Origin of the sequence: Allobacillus halotolerans (genome assembly GCF_018967645.1) — a bacterium.
In the GTDB taxonomy this organism is placed as follows: domain Bacteria; phylum Bacillota; class Bacilli; order Bacillales; family Alkalibacillaceae; genus Allobacillus; species Allobacillus halotolerans.
Window position 1 is genome coordinate 63,679 of the sequence record NZ_JAHLZF010000009.1, and the last position, 13,860, is coordinate 77,538.

At 39.2% G+C, this 13,860-nt stretch carries 22 protein-coding genes; 12 read left to right on the top strand and 10 right to left on the bottom strand.

What is annotated here, in order from left to right:
- Positions 1-288: 288 nt before the first annotated feature.
- Positions 289-486 carry a cold-shock protein gene (locus tag KQ486_RS07620; RefSeq protein ID WP_144162257.1) on the bottom strand — a complete coding sequence of 66 codons (198 nt, stop codon included), beginning with the start codon at positions 484-486 and terminating at the stop codon, positions 289-291.
- A 236-nt stretch (positions 487-722) separates the two neighbouring features.
- A complete protein-coding gene (locus KQ486_RS07625; protein ID WP_216687235.1) occupies positions 723-1,868 on the bottom strand; it encodes a conserved virulence factor C family protein in 1,146 nt (381 codons plus the stop codon).
- 228 nt (positions 1,869-2,096) lie between these two features.
- Between KQ486_RS07625 and KQ486_RS07630 the strand changes: the two genes are divergently transcribed.
- The 3 genes from KQ486_RS07630 to KQ486_RS07640 all read left to right on the top strand — a co-directional run bounded on the left by KQ486_RS07630 (position 2,097) and on the right by KQ486_RS07640 (position 3,937).
- Complete coding sequence (locus tag KQ486_RS07630) at positions 2,097-2,357, top strand: hypothetical protein (protein ID WP_216687236.1); 261 nt, start codon at positions 2,097-2,099, stop codon at positions 2,355-2,357.
- Positions 2,358-2,368: 11 nt separating this feature from the next.
- Positions 2,369-3,028, top strand: coding sequence for a phosphatase PAP2 family protein (locus KQ486_RS07635; RefSeq protein WP_216687237.1), 660 nt, complete (start codon positions 2,369-2,371; stop codon positions 3,026-3,028).
- An 84-nt stretch (positions 3,029-3,112) separates the two neighbouring features.
- On the top strand, positions 3,113-3,937 hold the full coding sequence (locus KQ486_RS07640; RefSeq protein WP_216687238.1) for a GNAT family N-acetyltransferase: 825 nt from the start codon (positions 3,113-3,115) through the stop codon (positions 3,935-3,937).
- Here KQ486_RS07640 and KQ486_RS07645 read toward each other — a convergent pair.
- A complete protein-coding gene (locus KQ486_RS07645; protein WP_216687239.1) occupies positions 3,934-4,203 on the bottom strand; it encodes a hypothetical protein in 270 nt (89 codons plus the stop codon). The genes KQ486_RS07640 and KQ486_RS07645 overlap by 4 nt on opposite strands.
- A 96-nt stretch (positions 4,204-4,299) precedes the next feature.
- Between KQ486_RS07645 and KQ486_RS07650 the strand changes: the two genes are divergently transcribed.
- The 4 genes from KQ486_RS07650 to KQ486_RS07665 are packed head-to-tail and all read left to right on the top strand — an operon-like array spanning position 4,300 to position 5,274.
- Positions 4,300-4,584, top strand: a complete 285-nt coding sequence (locus KQ486_RS07650) for a hypothetical protein (protein WP_216687240.1) — start codon at positions 4,300-4,302, stop codon at positions 4,582-4,584.
- A complete protein-coding gene (locus KQ486_RS07655; protein WP_216687241.1) occupies positions 4,581-4,751 on the top strand; it encodes a hypothetical protein in 171 nt (56 codons plus the stop codon). Before KQ486_RS07650 ends, KQ486_RS07655 begins: the two co-directional genes overlap by 4 nt.
- Positions 4,752-4,769: 18 nt before the next feature.
- A complete protein-coding gene (locus tag KQ486_RS07660) occupies positions 4,770-4,946 on the top strand; it encodes a hypothetical protein (RefSeq protein WP_216687242.1) in 177 nt (58 codons plus the stop codon).
- A gap of 55 nt (positions 4,947-5,001) precedes the next feature.
- Positions 5,002-5,274 (top strand): GNAT family N-acetyltransferase, encoded by a 273-nt coding sequence (locus KQ486_RS07665; protein WP_216687243.1) that lies wholly within the window; start codon positions 5,002-5,004, stop codon positions 5,272-5,274.
- A gap of 172 nt (positions 5,275-5,446) precedes the next feature.
- Here KQ486_RS07665 and KQ486_RS07670 read toward each other — a convergent pair whose 3' ends face one another.
- The 3 genes from KQ486_RS07670 to KQ486_RS07680 all read right to left on the bottom strand — a co-directional run bounded on the left by KQ486_RS07670 (position 5,447) and on the right by KQ486_RS07680 (position 7,375).
- Positions 5,447-5,755, bottom strand: a complete 309-nt coding sequence (locus tag KQ486_RS07670) for a YfzA family protein (protein WP_216687244.1) — start codon at positions 5,753-5,755, stop codon at positions 5,447-5,449.
- Positions 5,756-5,984: 229 nt separating this feature from the next.
- Complete coding sequence (locus KQ486_RS07675; protein WP_216687245.1) at positions 5,985-6,602, bottom strand: NUDIX hydrolase; 618 nt, start codon at positions 6,600-6,602, stop codon at positions 5,985-5,987.
- A 608-nt stretch (positions 6,603-7,210) separates the two neighbouring features.
- The gene (locus KQ486_RS07680) at positions 7,211-7,375 is read right to left on the bottom strand and encodes a hypothetical protein (RefSeq protein ID WP_186278589.1); all 165 of its coding nucleotides are present in this window, start codon (positions 7,373-7,375) and stop codon (positions 7,211-7,213) included.
- A 197-nt stretch (positions 7,376-7,572) separates the two neighbouring features.
- Between KQ486_RS07680 and KQ486_RS07685 the strand changes: the two genes are divergently transcribed.
- Genes KQ486_RS07685 through KQ486_RS07700 form a run of 4 tightly spaced genes read left to right on the top strand, consistent with a single transcriptional unit; the run spans position 7,573 to position 8,970 of the window.
- Entirely contained in the window at positions 7,573-7,782 is a 210-nt protein-coding gene (locus KQ486_RS07685) for a helix-turn-helix transcriptional regulator (RefSeq protein WP_144089631.1), read from the top strand.
- Positions 7,783-7,793: 11 nt separating this feature from the next.
- On the top strand, positions 7,794-8,084 hold the full coding sequence (locus KQ486_RS07690) for a hypothetical protein (protein ID WP_216687246.1): 291 nt from the start codon (positions 7,794-7,796) through the stop codon (positions 8,082-8,084).
- A gap of 19 nt (positions 8,085-8,103) precedes the next feature.
- Positions 8,104-8,739, top strand: coding sequence for a lipase family alpha/beta hydrolase (locus KQ486_RS07695; RefSeq protein WP_216687247.1), 636 nt, complete (start codon positions 8,104-8,106; stop codon positions 8,737-8,739).
- A complete protein-coding gene (locus KQ486_RS07700; protein WP_216687248.1) occupies positions 8,740-8,970 on the top strand; it encodes a hypothetical protein in 231 nt (76 codons plus the stop codon).
- Positions 8,971-9,013: 43 nt separating this feature from the next.
- Here the strand turns inward: KQ486_RS07700 and KQ486_RS07705 are convergent, their stop codons facing one another.
- The 4 genes from KQ486_RS07705 to KQ486_RS07720 form a co-directional block, all read right to left on the bottom strand.
- Positions 9,014-9,529 (bottom strand): sigma-70 family RNA polymerase sigma factor, encoded by a 516-nt coding sequence (locus KQ486_RS07705; RefSeq protein WP_216687249.1) that lies wholly within the window; start codon positions 9,527-9,529, stop codon positions 9,014-9,016.
- Between the two features lie 309 nt (positions 9,530-9,838).
- Positions 9,839-10,462: a spore coat protein GerQ gene (gene gerQ / locus KQ486_RS07710; protein WP_246569242.1), complete on the bottom strand. Its 624-nt coding sequence runs from the start codon at positions 10,460-10,462 to the stop codon at positions 9,839-9,841.
- 342 nt (positions 10,463-10,804) lie between these two features.
- Positions 10,805-11,554, bottom strand: a complete 750-nt coding sequence (gene hemQ, locus KQ486_RS07715) for a hydrogen peroxide-dependent heme synthase (RefSeq protein WP_216687250.1) — start codon at positions 11,552-11,554, stop codon at positions 10,805-10,807.
- Positions 11,555-11,680: 126 nt separating this feature from the next.
- Positions 11,681-12,505, bottom strand: coding sequence for a lipoate--protein ligase family protein (locus KQ486_RS07720; protein ID WP_216687251.1), 825 nt, complete (start codon positions 12,503-12,505; stop codon positions 11,681-11,683).
- Between the two features lie 111 nt (positions 12,506-12,616).
- Here KQ486_RS07720 and KQ486_RS07725 point away from each other — a divergent pair, with 111 nt between their 5' ends.
- The gene (locus KQ486_RS07725; RefSeq protein ID WP_216687252.1) at positions 12,617-13,603 is read left to right on the top strand and encodes a nuclease-related domain-containing protein; all 987 of its coding nucleotides are present in this window, start codon (positions 12,617-12,619) and stop codon (positions 13,601-13,603) included.
- Positions 13,604-13,860 lie beyond the last annotated feature (257 nt).

Here is a 13,860-nt window from a genome sequence, read left to right on the forward strand (position 1 = left end):
CGAGCAACTCCTGGAGCTTCCGTAATCGAGAGCGTCTATCAAGCACGGAAGATGAGTAAATCTTGGAGCTTCCATCGAGACACGTTCACGACGACATTTCACGCTGCACAAGTACTCATTTGGGTAACGAGACGCACGGAAGTCGAGTAATTCCTGATGCTTCCCGCTTCAACAGTCACCCCTCAACAATCAGCCAGCCGCTAACAATACGATCAGTTCAACTTATATTTTTAGACAAAATAAAAAGCCCTTCTGTAACCAGAAGAGCTGTTCACTAATTCGATTGAATTATTTTACAACGTTAGTTGCTTGTGGTCCACGGTTGCCTTCTTCGATATCGAAAGTAACTTGTTGACCTTCATCTAGAGTTTTGAAACCTTCGCCTTGAATTGCTGAGAAGTGTACGAATACATCGTCTCCACCTTCAACTTCGATAAAACCGAAGCCTTTGTCTGCGTTAAACCATTTTACTGAACCTGTGTTCATAGAAATTCCTCCGTTGTGCATTTTTGCACGAGTATTACTTTGGTTGTTCTTATAATAATTCAAGACGATGTTCTACCTCGTAAGATGAAACCTGGATCTTGTATTGCTAGCCGAACAATTAAGTTAACCTTAGTATAGCACGGCTCATTTAAAAAAGATACCATTTTCTGTATTGATTTGGAAAAAACTTTTTTAAATTCGATGGAAAAGCCTTTTAAACTAGGCTATACAGCTGATTAATTTTTATTTTTTTTCTCAATCATTTCACTCATTTGCTTCCAAATGGAGCCTTGTGCAGCTTCTCCACCTTGGATTCGGCCGAGTGCCATTTTCGCTTGCATGCGGACTTCGAATTCTGGGTCTTCCAATGCTTTCTCTAAAGCTGGAATGGCTGATTCATCGCCGTATTCATATAAAAACATCGCACCTCGCCAGCGGACAATGCGGCTTTTATCTTCTAACGTTTCAATCATGGCAGGGATTGCTTCTGTAAATCCGATATCAGACATGCAATCGCCTGCTGTACGTCGGACGGTAACTGTCTTATCTTTTAAGGCTTTCTCCAAATAAGGAAGGACTTCTTTTTCTTCAATCATTCCTAAATAGGCAGTTGCTAAGCGACGAATGGACATTTTCGCATCGTCCAACGCTTTACCCAAAACAGGCAGGTCTTCGACGGTCGGATCAGGCATGCGCTCAAGTTTCCGGTAACGTTCTTTCCAGTCATCGACTTCTAAATCTTCTATTGTAATCGGCTCTGAAAAAACGGAGCGACCAGCAGTTTCATTCGCTTTTGCCATTTCAACAAGTCGATTCAAACGCTCTTCATCGTAGGAAGCTTCGATTTCATCGACAATATCTTGCCCGATTTCACCTGGGTTTCCGTAACGTGGATCTTGCTCGACCCATTTACGTTCAGCTAAGTAATCCGCATTTTCAGACGCCTCCATCGCGGCATGCATAAATCGCTGATCAAGCCCGAAGCGAGTCTCACCTTCGTCATCTTCCAACTTAACTTGTACGGGAATATTCCTGAACACTTGAAAGAAAACCTTCACTTCGCCGAAAGCTTCTTCTTCTGGTTGGTCCGATTGTCCAGCATCATGAACTTCATTGCTTTCTTCTTCACCAAACACTTCTTTTACTTGAGGTAGGATTTCTTCCCAAGGAACTTTAGGATTTCTTTCTAGCGCAATAAAATCAATGACGCGATAAAGGTCTTTCACGCCTTCGATTTCAAATAGTTGTTTTGCATATGTAGGTGCATCGGTTAAGTCATCACCTAATTTATAGTTTTCCGTTTGACCATCCGGTAATGTTTCCGTCACATTAATTTTCATTGAATATGGACTTGGTGTCGGTTCAATGGATTTAATTTTCATAACAATCACCTCTATTCCCATCTTAGCAAAAATCAATGCTGAAAAGCGAGCGTCCGTGATAATGAGAATAAACTTCGCATTCTGGACGTATGTATTTGATTACGATAAAAGATTACTTTAAAAAGAATTGTGGTAAATAGTTAATAAGTAACGCACTTAGCAAATATATTTAAGAGCGGCTATTCAATTTCAATATACATACGTTCATCGGAACCGGAGAGGATATCAATGGGAAACATACCAGCTTATTTTTTACTAATTATTTATGTCGTTTATTTATTCGTAAGCCCTGTAACAATTATTTTTTGGCCAATTTTCTTCCTCATTGGTTTGATTTATGCCGTATTTACGTTACATTATTGGAAAAAGCATCAAGAAGCGTTTAATATATATGTTTCATTAGGATTGCTTGTTGTAAGTGTCGCATTATTTGGTTTTACGTTTGTGGATTATTTATTGAATATGTTTTTTTCATCAATCATCTTTTAGGGTGAGTCGTGTTGTTTAAACAATTCCTTCAAAAAAATCTTATTTGGATTGTATTGGCCATTGTCTTAATCGGCGGGGCCTTTTTCTTGTTTGCTGAAATAGCAGATGATGTTTTTGAAAAAGAGAAATTTCAAATCGACCAGATGGCTTCTCAATTTGTTTCATCTATACAGTCGGACACGTTGGATTCGATTTTTGGATTCATTACCGAATTAGGGGCGGTCTGGCTGATTGCCACGGGTTCCATTATCGTTGGAATTATATTGTTGTTTTATCCCAGTAATCGATTGTGGCGTGTTCTTTATTTTGCTGTTACGATGATAGGGATTTCCGTTCTCACATCGAGTTTGAAAGAACTTTTTGAAAGAGACCGACCGAATCTCATCCAAGAATATGATGGCACGGGATACAGCTTTCCAAGTGGCCATTCGACGGGTCCCATGGTGTTTTATGGGTTTATTATTTATTTGATTATTCGAAGTCGATTTCCATTGGTTGCCAAATGGATTGTCGGAATTGTTCTTGGCTTACTTATTTTCTTAATTGGGTTCAGTCGTATTTATTTAGGTGTACATTATGCGAGTGATGTCATTGGTGGATTTTTACTCGGATTCGCCTGGCTAGCAACGAATATTGCCATTTTGGAAATAACCATTCGAAAAAATACATGACTGCGAGCTAAAAACTTGGAATTTTAACTCAGTTTAATACAATAAAAAGACATTCACCTCAAGGGGGAAGAGGAGGGGTTTTACATGTTAACTCCAGATCAATTACGTTCAATCGATCGTTTGAAAATGCTTTCTGAGGAAGCAGATCAAGTTGAACTCAAGTTGGATTGGTACTTTTTAGTTGACCGCAAATCGGATGATGAAGATTTCTTCTATTATGAAGGTGGTCAATTGTTAGGGTACGCTGCACTTTATTATATCGGAGGAGCCTACGAATTAAGTGGAATGGTTCATCCGGAGCATCGGCAAAAAGGAATCTTCACGAAACTTTTAAATGAAGCTACTGAGGTTGTTCGTAAGAATGGTGTTGATACGATTTATATTAGTGCACCTGAAAACGCAAAAGACGCAGAGAAAACATTGGATGAAATTGGCGCTAAATATGCTTATTCAGAATATGAGATGCGTTGGAAAGCGACCGAGTTACCGAAGCAGCAGTTAAATGTTCAACTGCGTATGGCAGAGCGTAAGGATTTTGACCGCATTGTGGAACTCGATCAGCAAGCATTCAATTTAACGCGTGAAGAAGCTGAGGGCATGACGCGCATGTATAAAGAAGAGCTGGCTCACCGTCTTTATATGATTGAATATGAAGGAGAAGCCGTTGGAAAGATTCGTTTGAAATCAGAAGGACTTGAGAGTTATATCTTTGGTTTTGCGATTGATTCAAAGTATCAAAAAATGGGCATTGGAAAAAGTGCCTTGATTGAAGTTGTCCGACAAGAGAAAGAGGATGGACATTCCATTTTCGTTGAAGTCAATACGAAAAACGTCTCGATTGAAAACTTATATCAACCTGTCGGCTTTGAAATTTATCGAACGCAACATTTTTACGAATACAACGTTTAATAGCGTTTAATGATGGATTGCCAGCAATAGCCCAGAAGAATTCCAAGCGTAGAATAGATCAACAGGAAGCGGCCGATTTCTAAAAAGACGGCTGCTTTCATTTGAATAAAGACAAGGAAAAGACAGAGTAGCGAGAGACCCGCCAATGGAGCGAAGACAAATAAATAGAGTTCCACCCAAATTTGATTTTGAAGCTGAAGAAACCGCAGTATTCCGGTAAAAATCAATACGATAAAAAACACAATTGCATAGTGAAGAAATGTCATGGTCAGCACCTGCCCGTCTTACTATCATTTTACGCTGTGGACGTTGCAGTATGATAAGAGAGAGAAAATGATTCTATTCTGTTAGAGGTGGAAACTTTGAATAAGCAAAAGTTCCAACGTGCAGTCGTTCTTGGTTTATATGTTGTTCTATTCTCCATCCCATACTATTTGGACATTTATTATCAAACGTTCTATTATGTATTTATATCGATCTTATTCTTATTTACGATGATATTCGAATTCGAAGAGAAGGTAATAGCCGAAGAAAGATTTTATCGTATGTGGAAGAAAACGAGAGAAAGAGGCATTGTCTTCTTTGCGTTAAAAGAATGGTTGAAAACAATCGGGTCAATTTTCTTTTTCCTTGTTTTGGAAAAATGATCGAAAGTGGCATACCTCTTTTACAAGCGTTACGTGAATATGCTGAATTTTGGTGGCTTATTTTGTTCCTCGGAACGACTTTGGCAATGGTCGTCGCATTTGTCGGATGGCATGAGAAAAATGAAAAATACATACGAATGGATATGAAAATGAAAAAGAATCAATAACCGAAAGGAGCTATTCGAATGAAGAAAAAAGGGTCGCTTGCTGTTATTGTTATTTTGGTAATCGTTGTTCTCGTAACTATTCTGACTTATTTTATGTTCAATTATTATAAGGACCAAGGGAAGTTTGAAGAGCAATCGTTGGCGATCGAAGCAGTTGAAATGAATGGCGAACAGACTTTTGATACAGCGTTTTGAATATGGAGTTGTTTGGGAACATACTAAAGAGACATGAATTAAAGGAGGCATTTACATGGAAATTCAAGAAGGTGCAAATCAATTATTTGTAGGTGATGAATCAAATCCTGATGCACAGATCGTCTTTGAAAAAGTGGATGAAAATACACTGGAAGTTACTCATACAGAGGTATCTGAATCCATGCAAGGAAAAGGTGCTGGTGGAAAGTTAGTCGACGCAATGGTGAATTACGCCCGTAAACAGGATAAAAAACTGGTGGCATCTTGCTCATATGCCGATCATAAGTTGGCAAAAAACGATGATTATCAAGACGTTTATAAAGGATAAGCAAAAACGAGAGATCTACGGTTTTCCTAAGAGACGTTACGAGAAAAGAACATATCGTTGCGTATTACAAATTATATGAACTTAGAAGATTAATTCGCACTGCCTTTGGCGGTGCTTTTTTTATGAATAATGATTCAATTTAACAACGTAACTGCATCGAATTGCATGAATCTTAATTTTGTTTATCCCTCTTTAAAGAAAACGTATCTACTATTGCACTTACAAGCAAAAAAACAATATATAAAAGTGTAACCAAATTAAACCACGGAAAATTAAAAGGGGTAAACCATACATTAAAGAGCTCCGTTTCCTCCAGCCAATCTGCAGCCTTACCTGCTACGTTATCCGAGTCGTTTAAGTTTGGCTCAAAGATCGTTCCGTCAACAATAAAAAACACGATCATAAAAACAACAAATATACTCAGAGAAGAAATCCACCATTTTAGTCGCTTGAAACGTCCCTTTTTTTGTCTGTCCGTCATTTGTTCACTTCCCTCTCTTCATTTTATGAGAATCTAATGGCCTGATGAATGAAGGAAAATAACTCTTATTATACTATACCAGTGTATACGGGTAATATTTTAAATATACTGAATTTATTTAAATGGTTACCGTGGTAAGTCTATTCGTGCAATCTAGACTTATAACAAAAAAAGGACTGAAACCACTATGGTTCCGAGTCCTTTAATCCAGGTAATAACCTTTTAATTATTACCGAATCTGAAAGCGTTCTACGAAGTCTGCGACAATTAAAGCCGTCAGTCCCCAGATAACGTAGTTTTTGTAGTAATAAAAGTTTTCTCGATAATGAACTTTCTGCCACTTATAATTCTTTCCGTTCGGTATGTCTTTTGTGGGAAACTTTTCATCTGGTTCCATATGCATATGAATATAATGATCGATGGCTGGGTTATTCTTGAAAAAAGTAAAAGGTACTGAGAACACTTCTTCAACCTCATCTGGGTTGAGTGTTAGATCTAAATCCGATGGCAAAAAGCCAATAAAAACATGTAATTTAACGCCAAATGGGGTCGTGACCATGCCAAGTTTCCGTACAAATGACACCTCGTCCGGATGGATCCCGATTTCCTCATGCATTTCTCTTAATGCAGCTTCTTGAGGTGTTTCTCCTGAATCTATTTTGCCTCCGGGGAAGCATACTTCGCCAGGTTGTCTACGCATTCGCTGTGATCGAACTTCGAATAAAATGTGTAAATCCTCTGCCTTTTCAATCACTGGTAAGATAACAGCATGCTCTCTCGTATTTGGCATTCCTAGAATGTCTGGTTGGTGGGACTCAAGTCGTTTTAGTAATTCTTCTTTCTTCATCTCGCTTCACTCCGGTTTTGTGTTACTCTAATTATAACAATGAATAGAAGAATATTCAGTTAAGTGGCTAATTATATATTTGATGGGAGTTGATGAATTGATAATCCGCGCATGGATTTTCTCATTAGCTATTTTGTTTTTTGTGACCATGGTTGTTTTTGAGCACCGGAAAGGAAAGGGTAAAGATCGGTTTATGCTGTCCGGATACTATGCAATGGCAATCGCCTCAGTCGCTTGTTTGATTCTTGTGCTGAGATGAGTTAGGAAAAAGTGGGTTCACTATTAATTTGTGTTCAGTGTTAATGCGTGAGTCTTCAGTGTTAATGTGAGCTTCTTCAGTGTTAATTTGCTTTTCTTCAGTGTTAATGTGCGCTTCTTCAGTGTTAATTTGCTTTTCTTCAGTGTTAATCCGCGCATCTTCAGTGTTAAAGGCTGATCTTCAGTGTTAATGCGAGCACCTTCAGTGTTAAAGTGCTTTTCTTCAGCGTTAATGCACGCTTCTTCAGTGTTAATCTAAAAACCTTCAATTTTAAAATGTTTTAGCAAGAAAAAAGCACCAACCGAAGTCAGTGCTTAGAAATCGCTCCCTGGGGATCTCCATATTGTACTTATGAAGCAGGGCTTTTTGTTAGAAAGTGTTTCATCCATCGATCTAAGTAACCTCTGAAAACAAGTCTCTTTCGCTTAGGCTTAGAAGCAACGTAAGTTTGACTGCCATATTTCCTCTTTAGCTCATTCAACCGCTCGATTTTTTCCGCATGATTATTGATCATTATTTTGACCTCCGTTTAATTGATTAACTTTATCTTAAAGAATTTCTCAAGTTCGTTTAACAGAACAGCGATTGATTTTTAAATACATCTGTAGATGGAAGTCATCTCAGTCTTCTTCAACTTTGCCCATTATGTAAAAAATAGTTTACTATATGTAAAAAATACTATACTATAGTTATAGAAGGGTGGTGACGAATTTGTTTGAAAGTGGTCAATTAACAAATCGTTTAGCCGTATATCGTGCCCAAAAAGGATATTCGCAGCAAGATGTCGCAAAGAAAGTTGGGGTCAGTCGACAAACGATTATTTCGATTGAAAAAAATCGTTATAACCCATCATTGAAACTAGCATTTGAGCTGGCAAGGTTATTTGATGTTGGAGTGGAAGATATCTTTTTATATCAATAGGAGGGAAGAGGATGGGATTTTTTGCATTGTTTTATGTCATTGTTTTCTTTTGGTCAGTCTATTATTCATTGAAATTCCAATGGAGCTCGGAAGGTAAGGATGAACGAGGACAAACAATTTTAAACCGTTCGTATAGCATCGCTTTTCCGCTTATGCCGCTTGGTTGGTTAGTCATCGAATTGATTAATGACTATGTATACTCAATGACTTATGAAGGATACAAGGATGCTATATGGTTTCTGCTAACAGGTTTATTCATCTTGCATGCCGTTACTATTTTGATCAGTCGAAGAACCGTTTAATTGTTAAAGGAGCATGATCATGAAAGTCATCTTAGTTCACGGGTTTTACAGAGATAAAAAAGATTTTTTCTCAATGAAAAAGGATTTGGAGAATTGGGGTTACGAATGTTTGGTACCAACGCTGCCATTGACTTATCAGGAGTTTGACCGCAGTACAGTCGTGTTAAAAGAATTTATTCAAAAACATACTCATCCCGATGAGAGAATTCATTTGGTAGGTCACAGTACTGGGGGATTGGTGATCCGTCATCTACTGATGGATGAAGACATTGTCCGGCAGGTTGGTAGGGCCGTGTTGATTGCAACGCCAAATCGAGGCAGCTATCTGGCAACTCTAGCAGGCCGGATGAAGTGGTATGTTTCGAGGTTCAGAACATTAAAATCATTGGATCGAGCGTATATTGATCAGTTAAATATTGAGGCGCCGAATGGGGTAGAAATCGGTGCGATTGCAGGTACAAAGTCAAAAGGATTACTGGGTAGGCTCATTCGTGAAGAAAATGACGGTAAAGTCGAGTTGTCCTCTGTTCCAATGGATGAATTCAAAGATTTTATTATACTACCTTATCACCATCTGGAAATACACCACAAAGAACGAACAGCGAATTTCGTTAAGCAATTTCTGGAAAACGGTCATTTTAAAGGGGGAATTTAGATGATTTGGATTAAAGCACAAGATCAAGATTCATTGCTGCAAGTCAATCAACTACTGATCAAAGGCAAAAAGATTGAAGGAATTATTCAGTGGCACCCTTTACAAAAGTGGAGTGAAATTGTCGGTAAGTATGACTCTGAGGAACGTGCTCAGGCAGTGCTGGACGATATTTTCCGTGTGGTGGAAGAGAGCAGTAGTCATTTTGTAGCGTATTCGATGCCTGAACAATGAGGAAGAAGCATCCAACTCGATCCGTTTGGATGCTTTGTTTCTATTATTTAAAATCCGCTTCTAATAGAGTCTTCAGTTTCTTTTTGACTTCCTTCCCCCAGCCTTTTACGGCATCTACAGTTGTATTTTCAAGTTCGGCAATATCTTTATACGCTCTGCCCTCGATGATTTTGCGACGAACAAAAACCCACTGTTTATCGGTCAGTGCATTTTGGATTCGCTCCCAGAAAAATGGATCAAATGAGTCGATGGATTCATCCGTATAAGCCGATTCACTGACAAGATCAGTCGCCGTTTCTTTGTCCGCTCGTCTGTTTTTCTTACGAATCAAGTCGATCAACCGGCTACGAATGGTTATGTAAGCCATTTTACCGAAAGTATCTCGATCGCCGTATCGTTGATAAGCATCCCATAAGGCAATCATGCCTTCTTGAAAAAATTCCCCTTGTGGATCTTGAATATGGTATTTATGGATCAAGTGATGAATCATTTTTTTATATTCCATAAATACATGTTCGAATTCTACGTCTCTTTCTCGATTTCCCCCTTGCTGTAACACTTGAAATTTCTCCTCCTCAAAAGGAGACCGGTCTCTGCCCCATTTTACCGCTAGCGATTATAATTTACTCGAATATCCAACATTCGTAAAATCTCTGTTTTATTGTAAATTAAAAATTATTGGTTCAATAGAACATGTTCTATGAGTGATTTATCAAAATTTGTAGATAAAAACTCGGAAATTCAGTCGACTTTCAAGTTTCTATAAATCTGTGCACTCATGAATAGAATCGTAACGAACTTGAAAAAGGTGGGACATTTGAATAAAAAAACCGTATCACTTGTTTTCAAGTGATACGGGTAAGAAGTTTTACGCATATGGATATTCATAATTCAATGGTTCATTAAATACAACATAGTCCAAGTAAATCATCAGTAGTAAGTACCAGCGACCGCTTCGGGGATCTTCAAGGACAATGTGGTCACGACCGGCTTCACGGATAATTCCCCGAAAAACTTCGGCATTCCATTCCGTGTTGTTTTCGAATGTCATATAGACGGTTGCCGGTTTGCCTCGATTTAAACGCAGAATGTTTTCGATATAGGATTGTTCTCTTGGAGCGACAGCACCTGGCATACTGCCTTGAGGTGAATACGTCATTGTCATAGGTGAGCCGCCACTTGGAGGCATTCCGCCGGCTTGGAAGTTTGCCGGGTTTTGATTCATGGAACCGGATGGCTGACCATATTGCATAGATACTCCGCCTTGCTGCTGGTTTGGCTGTGGCGGTGGAGGAGATCCCCATCCTCCTTGACCCATACTATGATTTCCGTATTGAGGAGGCTGATATAGCCCCTGTTGTTGATTTCCTTGATTATACCACGTGCCTGGTTGTTTCTGATCATGCGGCATCCATTTTTTTGCTCCTTGTTGTGGTTGGTAATGTTCATAGGCGGGTTGTTTGTATCCAGGTGTTTTCTTCTTGCTTTCCATACCACGCTGGTCTTGTTCGTTCACCTTTTGTTCAGGCGCTTGCTGATCTTGTTTTGATTCATCCAACAATCATCGACCTCCTAAGAAGTATTGATTCGAACGAGCTTTCCAAAATAAGTCTCTGTGTACATGGTGAATGCTAAGTAAGCATCACCCCATTCCTTTAGGCGTACCACTGTATCCATATATATGTAGATAATGCGGAAACATTCTTTTAAAAAGGAATTTTTGAGAAGAAGCGTGGTGTGGAGGTCAATAGAACCTACTGCGATTGGCAAGTTAATTATTTGAGGAAATAAAAAAGCGTGTGAAATCTATAAAGATCTCACACGCATACATTCATTATACGGAAAAAATCCCGTCTAAGTCGTCTCGTTCTTTACGATGACCGATGTAAAACGAACCGAATTCAGCAAAACGAGCACTGACTTCATCAAAACGCATTTCATAAATTAATTTTTTGAACTGAAGGATATCATGCGCATAAAGCGTGACACCCCACTCCCAATCGTCAAAGCCCATACTACCGGTGATCATTTGACGAACTTTACCGGCATATTTTCTGCCAGTCATGCCGTGATCATACATCAAGCGGCCACGTTCTTCAAACTCCATTGAATACCAGTTGTCGTCGACTTCCCGGCGTTTATCCATTGGATAGAAACAGACGTGGTTCCATTTCGGTAAGATCGGATGCAAACGTGCTTGAATTTCAGGGCTTTTTTCCATATCCTCTGCTTTTGACATATACGTTGATAACTCAACAACAGATACATAGGAATAAGCGGGTTCTAAGTACTCGGCAATTTTTGTTTTGTTGAATGCCATTTCTAATTCAGTTAATTCTTCCATCGTCGGGCGAAGGTTCATGAAGAGTAAATCAGCTTTTTGACCAACAATGGTATAAAAACCGAAGCTTCCGTTCTTTTCTTTTTCGACACCTTCCCAATCACCCATCAATTGATTAAGCTCTTGGATCGCTTGTTTGCGCTCATCTTCAGAAGCTTTTTTCCAAGCGGACCAATTGACGGAACGAAAGTCATGTAAACAATACCAACCATCTAATGTTTCAACTGCTTCAGCTGCTGGCATGGTTTGTCACTCCTTTTCTATAACATTATTTCACACAATTTCACTATAACATAGTTGCCCGTCAGGTTAGAGTAAGAGCAACGAACGTTTTGTTACGATTGAAGGGGTTTGATTTCGTTGAACCGTTCATTGGCTATTCATTTGTTCGTTTCTTTTTTTCATCATGTTCAATCGTTTTTCAAACCACTCTGTTTCTTGTTCATTAAGTACCTTTTTTGTGAGTTGAACACCATTGTCCGTAAGTTTTCGATTTATTTTGCTCACCAAGTCTTCAACCGACATCGGTTTGTTGAGCACTTCTTCTAGTGTTACCATGACTTGCGGATTGACTTCAGGGTAGGTAAATTTCGTTTCTTCATCATTTTTACCGATTTGATAAAACTGGCGTACAAGCTCTGCACGTTCGGAGCCGCTTCCTTCTATAGCTAAATAAACTTGAACGGCTGTCCCATCTTTAACACGGCGTTGGGAAACACCTGCGAACTTTTTTCCGTTCACACTTAAATCATAGGTTCCTGGACAATAAGAGTCCTCAATTTCATAGGCTTCGATTTCAATCGGCTCATCTTCAAAAATCCATTGAACAAACGAGACCATCGCTTGATAGCCTTCGTGTATATCGATATTTTTTCCATGTGGGAAGATGAGTGAAATGTTCAAAATCCCCTCATCTAAAACAACAGCAAGCCCACCGGAATTTCGAATGATTACATCATGTTGCTGATTCGTTAAATAGTCGACTGCTTCATCGATATTTGGCAATCGACTATCCGGAATGCCTAACACGGCGGTCGGTCGATGGACCCAAAAACGAATGGTTGATTCATTGCTTTCACCAGCAGACATGCAGAGTGTGTCATCCATCGCAAATGAAGAAAGAACATCAGATTTGTCCGGATTAGTGTCTTCAATTAAATTTAGCTGATTAAGTTTTAGTAATTCATGTTTCATTGGTCAACGTCCTTTTCTCTATAACTGCCCCAATTATAACAAATATCGAACTTGTTTATTTCCTAAGCAAATATATAATAAAAGTACACTAGATCGAAAGGAGATTATGTATTGATTATCAAGCCTCATATTCCCACAATTTATTCCCTCATGCTAGAAAACCTCTTGAGAAGATTACCCAAAAACCATCCGAATTATTCAAAAGTTGCCGAACGCCTTAGCAGAGAGAAGGCTGGTTATCACGGTGAACAGCGCCTTGATTATTCTCTCAGCAAACTAGACTTCAAGCATTTTACCCTTCATGACGTTCGACTTCCATACCATCACACCTATTTTCAAATCGACACCTTGATCGTAACACCAAGGTTTTTGCTCGCAATTGAAGTGAAAGCCTACCGTGGACAAGTTCTATTCCGAAATGATTTTTCACAAACAATTCAACAGCCAAGTCCACATACCACTGAAAAAGTATATGACGACCCGATCGTTCAAGTGGAAGAACAAAAATTCCAACTCACCACTTGGTTAGAGCATCAACGAATCCCACCGCTACCTATTGAAACCCTTGTTGTCATGACCCATCCACATGTGATCCTCCAAGCCTCCGACCGAACAGATTACTTTCGTGATCGCGTCATTCCACTCAGCAAACTATCCAGTAAACTCCGAGAAATCAATCAAAAATACAAGCAAGAGTTTATGAATCTTCGAGAATCTAAACACCTTGCCCAAAGAATCGCAAAAGCCCATACACATTATACACCGAACATCCTCAAGCGATGGAAACTAGAATTTGAAGAAATTCTACCAGGCGTTTGCTGCCCACAGTGCACACACTTAGGCATGGAACGAAAAAATCGACGCTGGGAATGCGTTCGCTGCGGCCACCGTTCGATAGATGCACATATTTCAGCATTGAAAGATTACTATTTACTTGGAAACAAGACGATCACGAATCGGGAGTTTAGAGAGTTTACCGGAGTGGAATCGGCCAGTAGCGCGAAACATATGTTGAGAAACTTGCAATACGCAGGAGAAAGAAAACAGCGAAAATACCTATTGTCTTATGACTCTTCTCGCGAGTTTTTGAAAAAATGAGCGTGCGCTGTTGATAGGATGAGCTAACTGTTGATAAGAGTACTCAGACTGTCGATAAATCGTTTCTAACTGTTGATAAGAGCACTCAGACTGTCGATAAACGGTTTCTAACTGTTGATAAGAGTGCTCAGACTGTCGATAAACGGTTTCTAACTGTTGATAAGAGCACTCAGACTGTCGATAAATTGGTTCGAACTGTTGATAAACTGCACATAACTGTCGCTACCCACTCAGCTAACATCGAACAAGCATAAAAA

Excerpts from the sequence above, each read along its gene's own strand:
- KQ486_RS07660 (WP_216687242.1), top strand. The coding sequence starts at position 4,770 with ATGAAGAAAAAAGGGTCGCTTGCTGTTATTGTTATTTTGGTAATCGTT.
- KQ486_RS07690 (WP_216687246.1), top strand. The coding sequence starts at position 7,794 with ATGGGATTTTTTGCATTGTTTTATGTCATTGTTTTCTTTTGGTCAGTC.
- KQ486_RS07670 (WP_216687244.1), bottom strand. The coding sequence starts at position 5,755 with ATGACGGACAGACAAAAAAAGGGACGTTTCAAGCGACTAAAATGGTGG.
- KQ486_RS07630 (WP_216687236.1), top strand. The coding sequence starts at position 2,097 with ATGGGAAACATACCAGCTTATTTTTTACTAATTATTTATGTCGTTTAT.
- gerQ (WP_246569242.1), bottom strand. The coding sequence starts at position 10,462 with ATGGAAAGCAAGAAGAAAACACCTGGATACAAACAACCCGCCTATGAA.
- KQ486_RS07720 (WP_216687251.1), bottom strand. The coding sequence starts at position 12,505 with ATGAAACATGAATTACTAAAACTTAATCAGCTAAATTTAATTGAAGAC.
- KQ486_RS07695 (WP_216687247.1), top strand. The coding sequence starts at position 8,104 with ATGAAAGTCATCTTAGTTCACGGGTTTTACAGAGATAAAAAAGATTTT.
- KQ486_RS07700 (WP_216687248.1), top strand. The coding sequence starts at position 8,740 with ATGATTTGGATTAAAGCACAAGATCAAGATTCATTGCTGCAAGTCAAT.
- KQ486_RS07655 (WP_216687241.1), top strand. The coding sequence starts at position 4,581 with ATGATCGAAAGTGGCATACCTCTTTTACAAGCGTTACGTGAATATGCT.
- KQ486_RS07665 (WP_216687243.1), top strand. The coding sequence starts at position 5,002 with ATGGAAATTCAAGAAGGTGCAAATCAATTATTTGTAGGTGATGAATCA.
- KQ486_RS07645 (WP_216687239.1), bottom strand. The coding sequence starts at position 4,203 with ATGACATTTCTTCACTATGCAATTGTGTTTTTTATCGTATTGATTTTT.
- KQ486_RS07640 (WP_216687238.1), top strand. The coding sequence starts at position 3,113 with ATGTTAACTCCAGATCAATTACGTTCAATCGATCGTTTGAAAATGCTT.
- KQ486_RS07680 (WP_186278589.1), bottom strand. The coding sequence starts at position 7,375 with ATGATCAATAATCATGCGGAAAAAATCGAGCGGTTGAATGAGCTAAAG.
- hemQ (WP_216687250.1), bottom strand. The coding sequence starts at position 11,554 with ATGCCAGCAGCTGAAGCAGTTGAAACATTAGATGGTTGGTATTGTTTA.
- KQ486_RS07625 (WP_216687235.1), bottom strand. The coding sequence starts at position 1,868 with ATGAAAATTAAATCCATTGAACCGACACCAAGTCCATATTCAATGAAA.
- KQ486_RS07675 (WP_216687245.1), bottom strand. The coding sequence starts at position 6,602 with ATGAAGAAAGAAGAATTACTAAAACGACTTGAGTCCCACCAACCAGAC.
- KQ486_RS07620 (WP_144162257.1), bottom strand. The coding sequence starts at position 486 with ATGAACACAGGTTCAGTAAAATGGTTTAACGCAGACAAAGGCTTCGGT.